7 protein-coding genes are annotated in these 7,024 nt (G+C 70.2%); 4 read left to right on the forward strand and 3 right to left on the reverse strand.

The window, feature by feature from the left end; translation table 11 throughout:
- Positions 1-133: 133 nt before the first annotated feature.
- From GSF22_RS28220 to proC, 3 genes are all read left to right on the forward strand, one after another.
- Entirely contained in the window at positions 134-649 is a 516-nt protein-coding gene (locus GSF22_RS28220) for a pyridoxamine 5'-phosphate oxidase family protein (protein ID WP_208816780.1), read from the forward strand.
- Between the two features lie 161 nt (positions 650-810).
- A complete protein-coding gene (locus GSF22_RS28225; protein ID WP_208816781.1) occupies positions 811-1,839 on the forward strand; it encodes a 6-phosphofructokinase in 1,029 nt (342 codons plus the stop codon).
- A 112-nt stretch (positions 1,840-1,951) separates the two neighbouring features.
- Complete coding sequence (gene proC / locus GSF22_RS28230; RefSeq protein ID WP_208816782.1) at positions 1,952-2,770, forward strand: pyrroline-5-carboxylate reductase; 819 nt, start codon at positions 1,952-1,954, stop codon at positions 2,768-2,770.
- A 205-nt stretch (positions 2,771-2,975) separates the two neighbouring features.
- Here the strand turns inward: proC and GSF22_RS28235 are convergent, their stop codons facing one another.
- Positions 2,976-3,824, reverse strand: a complete 849-nt coding sequence (locus tag GSF22_RS28235) for an exonuclease domain-containing protein (RefSeq protein ID WP_208816783.1) — start codon at positions 3,822-3,824, stop codon at positions 2,976-2,978.
- 629 nt (positions 3,825-4,453) lie between these two features.
- On the opposite strand from GSF22_RS28235, the gene GSF22_RS28240 reads away from it, so the two are divergent.
- Positions 4,454-4,891, forward strand: coding sequence for a DoxX family protein (locus tag GSF22_RS28240; protein WP_208816784.1), 438 nt, complete (start codon positions 4,454-4,456; stop codon positions 4,889-4,891).
- A gap of 63 nt (positions 4,892-4,954) precedes the next feature.
- Here GSF22_RS28240 and GSF22_RS28245 read toward each other — a convergent pair whose 3' ends face one another.
- Both GSF22_RS28245 and GSF22_RS28250 read right to left on the reverse strand, forming a co-directional pair.
- Positions 4,955-5,833, reverse strand: a complete 879-nt coding sequence (locus GSF22_RS28245) for an amino acid ABC transporter permease (RefSeq protein ID WP_208816785.1) — start codon at positions 5,831-5,833, stop codon at positions 4,955-4,957.
- An 8-nt stretch (positions 5,834-5,841) separates the two neighbouring features.
- Positions 5,842-6,822 (reverse strand): ABC transporter substrate-binding protein, encoded by a 981-nt coding sequence (locus GSF22_RS28250; RefSeq protein ID WP_208816786.1) that lies wholly within the window; start codon positions 6,820-6,822, stop codon positions 5,842-5,844.
- Positions 6,823-7,024 lie beyond the last annotated feature (202 nt).

The following is a 7,024-nucleotide window of genomic DNA, read 5'->3' on the forward strand; positions in this document are numbered from 1 at the left end:
CGCCCGCACCGCTGCGGCCCCGTGTCCGGGCCGGTGCGCCTCCTCCCCGACGGTTCCGCCCTGCTGCCGGTTTGCTCCGACCCTGCCCGGGCAGTGAGCACCCGCAGGTACGCACGCGAGGGGGAACCGACCGATGCACCACGACGACGCGCCGAGTGACGACGACGCCCGGGCCAGGATCACCGAACTGGTCCGGGACGCCCGGATCTGCATGCTGACCACCACCGACCTGGACGGCCGGCAGGTCAGCCGGCCCATGGTCCTCCAAAAGGCGGAGTTCGACGGTGACCTGTGGTTCTTCACCCACGACCACTCCGCCAAGATCCGCCAGATCCGGGTGAACCCGCAGGTCAACATCGCGTTCTCCAGCCCCGGCCGGAAGGCGTGGGTGTCGGTCTCCGGTACCGCCGCAGAGGCCTGGCGCCGGGACCGCGCGGAGCGGCTGTGGCACCCGCTGCTGGGGGAGCTGTTCCCGGACGGGCCGGACACCCCCGGCATCACGCTCCTCAAGGTGCACGCCGGTTCGGCCGAGTACTGGGAGTCACCGGGCGGCACGGCCACCAGTCTGCTCGGCTACGCCCGGGCGGTGGCCGCCGACCGGCGGGCCGACGTGGCCGACGTGGCCGAGAACCGGACGGTCGGGTACTGATCGGGTGCCGTTACCCGGGGCGCGCTGTCATCGCCCGAGCAGGGCTACTACAGTTCGCAGTGACGGCCCGCCCCGGGCCGGCAACGGCGCCGACGGTCTGACCGACTCTTATCCTGGGGCTTGATTGGGCTTACCTGAAGCTCCAGGAGGATGAGCAGATCATGCGTATCGGCGTGCTCACCGGCGGTGGCGACTGCCCAGGTCTCAACGCGGTGATCCGGGCGGTGGTCCGTAAGGGCGTCGCCAGCTACGGCCACGAGTTCGTAGGCTTCCGGGACGGCTGGAAGGGCCCGCTGGAGGGTCTGAGCCGGCCGCTGGGCATCGCGGAGGTGCGGGGCATCCTGCCGCGCGGCGGCACCATCCTCGGCTCCTCGCGGACCAACCCGTTCAAGATCGAGAACGGCGTCGAGCGGATCAAGGACAACCTGGCCGAGCAGGGCGTGGACGCGCTCATCGCGATCGGCGGTGAGGACACCCTCGGGGTCGCCACCAAGCTGCACGAGCTCGACGTCAAGGTGATCGGCGTGCCGAAGACCATCGACAACGACCTCGGTGCCACCGACTACACCTTCGGCTTCGACACCGCCGTCAACATCGCCATGGAGGCGATCGACCGGCTGCACACCACCGCCGAGAGCCACCACCGCACCCTCGTCGTCGAGGTGATGGGCCGGCACGCCGGCTGGATCGCCCTGCACGCCGGCCTCGCCGGTGGCGCCAACGTGATCCTGCTGCCGGAGCGGCAGTTCGACGTCGAGCAGGTCGCCGGCTACGTCGAGAAGCGCTTCCAGCACCAGTACGCCCCGATCGTGGTGGTCGCCGAGGGCGCCCAGCCGCTCGACGGTCAGATGGTGCTGCACAACCAGGAGCTCGACGCCTTCGGCCACGTCCGCCTCGGCGGCATCGGCCAGTGGCTCGCCGAGCAACTGGAGGCGAAGACCGGCAAGGAGGCCCGGACCGTCGTCCTCGGCCACATCCAGCGCGGTGGCACCCCGACCGCCTTCGACCGGGTGCTCGCCACCCGGCTCGGGCTCCAGGCGATCGACGCCGCGCACGAGGGCGACTGGGGCAAGATGGTCGCCATGCAGAGCACGGACATCGTCCGGGTACCGCTCGCCGAGGCGACCCGGGAGCTGAAGACCGTGCCGCTGGAGCGCTACGAAGAGGCCGAGGTCTTCTTCGGCAGCTGACGCCGTCCGTCTCCGGCGTGTTCCTCCCGGCAGTTCCGGGCGGGAGCACGCCGGAGCGGTCACGGGTACGCCGGGCAGGCGGACGATCGGGTACGCGGGAAGGACAGGCAGGATGGCACCGGGTACACCCACGGTCGCGGTGATCGGCGCCGGCAAGATCGGTGAGCTGATGCTCTCCGGTCTGCTGCGGGCCGGCTGGCCGGCGACGAAGCTGCTGGCGACCGCGCGGCGGCAGTCCCGGGCGGAGGAACTGGCCACCCGGTACGGCATCCGGGTGGTGGACAACCTCACCGCCGTCGACGAGGCGCAGGTGCTCGCCGTCTCGGTCAAACCGCAGGACGCCGGCACGCTGCTCGACGAGATCGGCCCCAAGGTGCCCGCCGACAAGCTGGTCATCTCGCTCTGCGCCGGCCTGCCCACCACCTTCTTCGCCCGGCGGCTGCCCGAGGGCACCCCGGTGGTCCGGGTGATGACCAACACGCCCGCCCTGGTCGACCAGGCGATGAGCGCGATCTCCGCCGGGGCGCACGCCACCGGGGAGCACCTGGCCCTGGCCGAGGAGATGTTCACCCCGCTCGGATCGACCATCCGGGTACCGGAATCCCAGCAGGACGCGGTGACCGCGCTCTCCGGCTCCGGTCCGGCCTACTTCTACCTGCTCGTCGAGGCCATGATCGACGCGGGCATCCTGCTCGGCCTGCCCCGGCAGATCGCGCACGAGTTGATCGTGCAGACCGCGATCGGGTCGGCGGTGATGCTGCGCGACTCCGGCGAGCACCCGGTGAAGCTCCGCGAGGCGGTCACCTCGCCGGCCGGTACCACCATCTCCGCCATCCGTGAGCTGGAGAACCACGGCGTCCGGGCGGCGCTGCTCGCCGCCCTGGAGGCGGCCCGCGACCGTGCCCGCGAACTCGCCGCCCAAGCCGACTGAGATGTAAGGAAGGGCCCCTTCCTATCGTTTTCGGTATAGGAAGGGGCCCTTCCTAACACCCCGGGTCCACCGCAGCGCGAACAGTGCCCTCACCGATCTGACCGTGGTGGGCAGGGCCGGAACGCACTACACGGCCCAACGGCAGCGCTGCTGACCGGAGAGCGGGCGGTCCCCACCCACCACGAGCGGCCGGGACGCCGACCGGTCAGGTGCCGGACGGGTCGGTACGTGGTCGGGTCTCCAACGGCCATTCGAGGTTGACCGTCTCGTTGCGGCCCTGCCGGTCGAAGTGCGCCTGGAGATCACGACCCTGCGCGGCGTGCCAGTCCGCCTGCGCCTTGTGCAGCACGTCCAGCGGCATCCGGGCGATCCGCTCGTGCCGGGCGGCGATGGCCCGCGCCAGGCCGGCAGCCGCCTGCGCGTCGCTGGCCGCCTCGTGCGCCGCGTCCAGCCGCACCTGGTAGTACCCGCAGAGATCACCGAGCCGCGCCGGGGCGTACCACTTCGGCTCGACCTCCTTGTGCAGCACGTACGGGTCGACGATGCGGGCCCGGTCCCAGTCGATCGCGGGCAGCCCGTGCCGGGCGAGTTCGGTGTGCAGCGCGGTCACGTCGTACGTGGCGCGGAACGCGACCAGCGGGATACCGTCGGCGACCAGTTTGGCGACCGCCGCCCCGAGCTGGGCGAGCGCCTCGCGCGGCGGTCGGCCGTTACTGCGGAGCATCTCGTCGGTGAAGCCGTGCAGGGCGGTGGCATCCGCCGGGATCGGTACGCCCGGATCGATCAGCCAGGTGTCCCGCGTGCCGTCGGCGTACACCAGGGCGGCGGAGACGATCCGGGTCTCCATCGGCTCGGGCAGAGTGCCTTCCAGGTCGAAGCCGACCAGCGGCAGGTCGTGCCATCCGGTGTGGGTGCCCGGTGCCGGTGCGATCCGGACCGGTACGCAGTCGTGGTGGTACGTCTGCCAGCGGCCACCGTCGTTGATCGCCTGGCCGGCGCCGGCCTCGACCCGCTGCCGGCACTTTCCACAGTTCCCGGCATATCTGTTGATCATCGATCTCCTGCTCTCACTGCCGGAGGGGAAGTCGACTCCGGCGGCAGGAATCGTTGATCATCTGAGGTTCCGGGCGCCACACCGCAACGCTGTCGAAGGGATCGATCCGCTGTCCTGGTGGATGGTTCGACCCTGACCGGTGGTGCCGGCCGGTGTCCGTTCAGCGGAATCGATCCTGGTGGCGGCAGGGAGAGAGGGCAACGGTCTGCTGAGTCAGCCCGGCACGGCTCGGTTCCCATGCCCTGGTACGCCTGCGCCTACCGGGCAAACCGGCAAAAGCCACAAAGCTCCGCTGGTGGGGTGTGCCGCGTCATGGACGCGGCAGGGGCTCCTGTCGAGGTGGGCCCGATCGGGTCGCCGTCCGACCGCTCCCCGATACGGGTGGGAGGTCGGTGCACTGTGGGGGAGCGATAATTCCGCTTCCATTGACACATGCCGATTAATAAGTCATAACCGGTGTAGCGGAATGCTTGCGGTGTCAAAGAGTTTACCCCGGCCCCTGCCGTCGTTCCATCGACCGGGCGTGGCGACGGATCCGTCGGGGTGGATGTGGGAAGGGCTGATGGCACCCGGGCACCGTCCACTCCACATCAGCACTGGCTGGAATCAGCCAGGGAAAGGTGCCTCCTGTGACTGCGAACCGACTCGCCGACCCGGTGATCACCCTGTTCCGGGTGGTCGTCGGGTTGTTGTTCGTGCTGCACGGCGCGGCCTCGCTCTTCGGTGTCTTCGGCGGTGCCCGGGGCAGCGGGCAGGCCCTCGAGTTCGGCGTCTGGCCGGGCTGGTGGGCCGCCCTGATCCAGTTCGTCGGGGGCCTGCTGGTCCTGGTCGGACTCGGTACCCGGATCGCCGCCGTCGTCTGCTCCGGCTCGATGGCGTACGCCTACTTCGTGGTGCACCAGCCGAGCGGCCTGCTGCCGATGAACAACGGCGGTGAACTCGCCGCCCTGTTCTGCTGGTCGTTCCTGCTCATCGCCGTCGTCGGCCCGGGTCGCTGGGCGCTGGACAGCCTCCTGGCCCGGCGTACCGGCACGGCCCGGCGTTCGGAACTGGTCACCACCTCCTGAGCCGTACGGGGTGCCGGGCCGGTGGAGAAGTGATCCACCGGCCCGGCACCCCGGGCGTACCGGTCAGCTGCTGCGGGCGAACCGCCGCTCGATGAAGTACTGGCCGACCGACAGCAGCGAGGTGAGGGCCAGATACCACAGGCTCGCCACCACCAGCAGCGGGATCTGCCGGTAGTTGCTGCCGTAGATGAGCTGGACGGTGGTGAAGAGATCACCGACGGCGATGACGCTCAGCAGTGAGGTGGTCTTCAACATCGAGATGGTCTGGTTGCCGGTGGGGGGCAGGATCACCCGCATCGCCTGCGGGAGCACGATCCGGCGCATCAGCGTCGCCCTGGTCATACCCAGCGCCTGGGCCGCCTCGGTCTGACCCCGGTCGACGGAGAGGATGCCCGCCCGGACGATCTCCGACATGTACGCGGCCTCGTTCAGGCCGAGACCGAGCAACCCGCCCACCACGATGGGGATCAGCGCGTTGGCGTCGAAGTAGACGAACTCCGGGCCGAACGGGATGCCCAGTGACAGCACCGGGTAGAGGAACCCGATGAAGGACCAGAAAATGATCTGGACCAGCACCGGGGTACCCCGGAAGAACCAGGCGTAGAGCCAGGCCACGGCGCGCAGCACCGGGTTGCCGGAGAGCCGGGTCATCGCCACCGCGACGCCGAGCACGATGCCCATGAGCATGGCGGCGACCGTCAGCATGACCGTCAGCACCAGCCCGTCGAGCACCCGCCGGGAGAAGAGGTACTCCCCGACGGTCGGCCAGTCCCACGCCGGATTGGTCAGCAGCGAGTTGACCATCATCGCGGCGAGGACGAGCAGTACCGCCGACACGATCCACCGTCCGGGGTGCCGGACCGGCACCACCTTGACCGGGAGCGGTGGCCCGCCCGGCGTCCGGATGTCGTCCCGGACCTTGTCGACGCCCGCGAGACCCATTGTCCCGGTCAGCCCTTCGTGGCCGCGTTGATCTGCGGTGCGTCGATACCACCGGCCGCGACGCCCCAGTTGTTGAGGATCTTCAGGTACGTTCCGGTGGACATCAGGTGCGCGATGGCCGCCTTCAGCGCGTCCTTCAGCGTGCCGGCGTCCTTGCGTACCGCGATGCCGTAGGGCGCCACCCCCTCGTCCCCGCCGGCCTTCTCGAAGACCTCCGGGTTACGGCTCAACGCGTAGTCGATGACCGGGCTGTCCGCGAGGAACGCCTCGATCCGTTCGGCCTCCAGCGCCGAGTTGGCGTCGGTGGCCTTCACGAAACCCATCGGTCGGGGCGGCTGCCGGCCGGCGTCCGTGCAGATCTTCACGATCGATCCCGGTTCGGCGCTCTTGGCCGGGTCGAGCCGGTCGAGGTGGTAGGTGCCCTTGACCGCGCCCACCGTCTTGCCGCACAGGTCGACGTAGGACGCGATACCGCTGGGGTTGCACTTGCGGATCATCACCGAGTTGCCGGCCTTGAAGTACGTGACGAAGTCGTAGCTCTTCTCCCGGGCGGCCGTGTCGGTCAGCGACGACATGCCGAGGTCCGCCCGGCCCGACTGGACACTGGCCAGGATGCCGTCGAACGGCATGTTGCGGAAGGTCACCCGGAGCCCGAGTGCCCGGCCGACGGCCAGGGCCAGGTCGGGCTCCAGGCCGGTGATGGCACCGGTACGGACATCGGTGAACTCGTTCGGTGGCGCGGACGCGTCGGTGGCGACGACCAGTTCCCCCTTGGCGCGGATCGCCGCCGGCACGAGCGCCGCCGCGTCCGGTGCCGTCGCCACGTCGACCACGGTGGGCGAGGGGTACGTGTCACCGGCACCACGCCCGGGCGTGCAACCCGTCGTGGCGGTCGGCTTCTCGGTCACCGCGCCGCAGCCGGTGAGCAGCGAGGCACCGACGGAGAGTACGAGCGCCGCCAGGGCGGCCGATCTGAGGGGACGGGGCACACTTCCTCCACATGTTCTTTATGGTCAGCGCGGTACGCGCGGTGGGTCGGACGGACTCCCGCCCGGACCGGACCGGATCGGTTGCCGCCGGTCGGCGAGGAGCGTCAGCACGGTGCGGGCCGCGCGGCGGGCGGCGGCCGGGGCGGACTTGAACCCGGCTCCGGAGCCGGCGGTGGCGAGCACCGTCGGCGGGTGCGGGGCG

This window comes from Micromonospora echinofusca (assembly GCF_017614955.1).
GTDB classification, from domain to species: Bacteria; Actinomycetota; Actinomycetes; order Mycobacteriales; family Micromonosporaceae; genus Micromonospora; species Micromonospora echinofusca_A.

Excerpts from the sequence above, each read along its gene's own strand:
- GSF22_RS28220 (WP_208816780.1), top strand. The coding sequence starts at position 134 with ATGCACCACGACGACGCGCCGAGTGACGACGACGCCCGGGCCAGGATC.
- GSF22_RS28225 (WP_208816781.1), top strand. The coding sequence starts at position 811 with ATGCGTATCGGCGTGCTCACCGGCGGTGGCGACTGCCCAGGTCTCAAC.
- proC (WP_208816782.1), top strand. The coding sequence starts at position 1,952 with ATGGCACCGGGTACACCCACGGTCGCGGTGATCGGCGCCGGCAAGATC.
- GSF22_RS28235 (WP_208816783.1), bottom strand. The coding sequence starts at position 3,824 with ATGATCAACAGATATGCCGGGAACTGTGGAAAGTGCCGGCAGCGGGTC.
- GSF22_RS28245 (WP_208816785.1), bottom strand. The coding sequence starts at position 5,833 with ATGGGTCTCGCGGGCGTCGACAAGGTCCGGGACGACATCCGGACGCCG.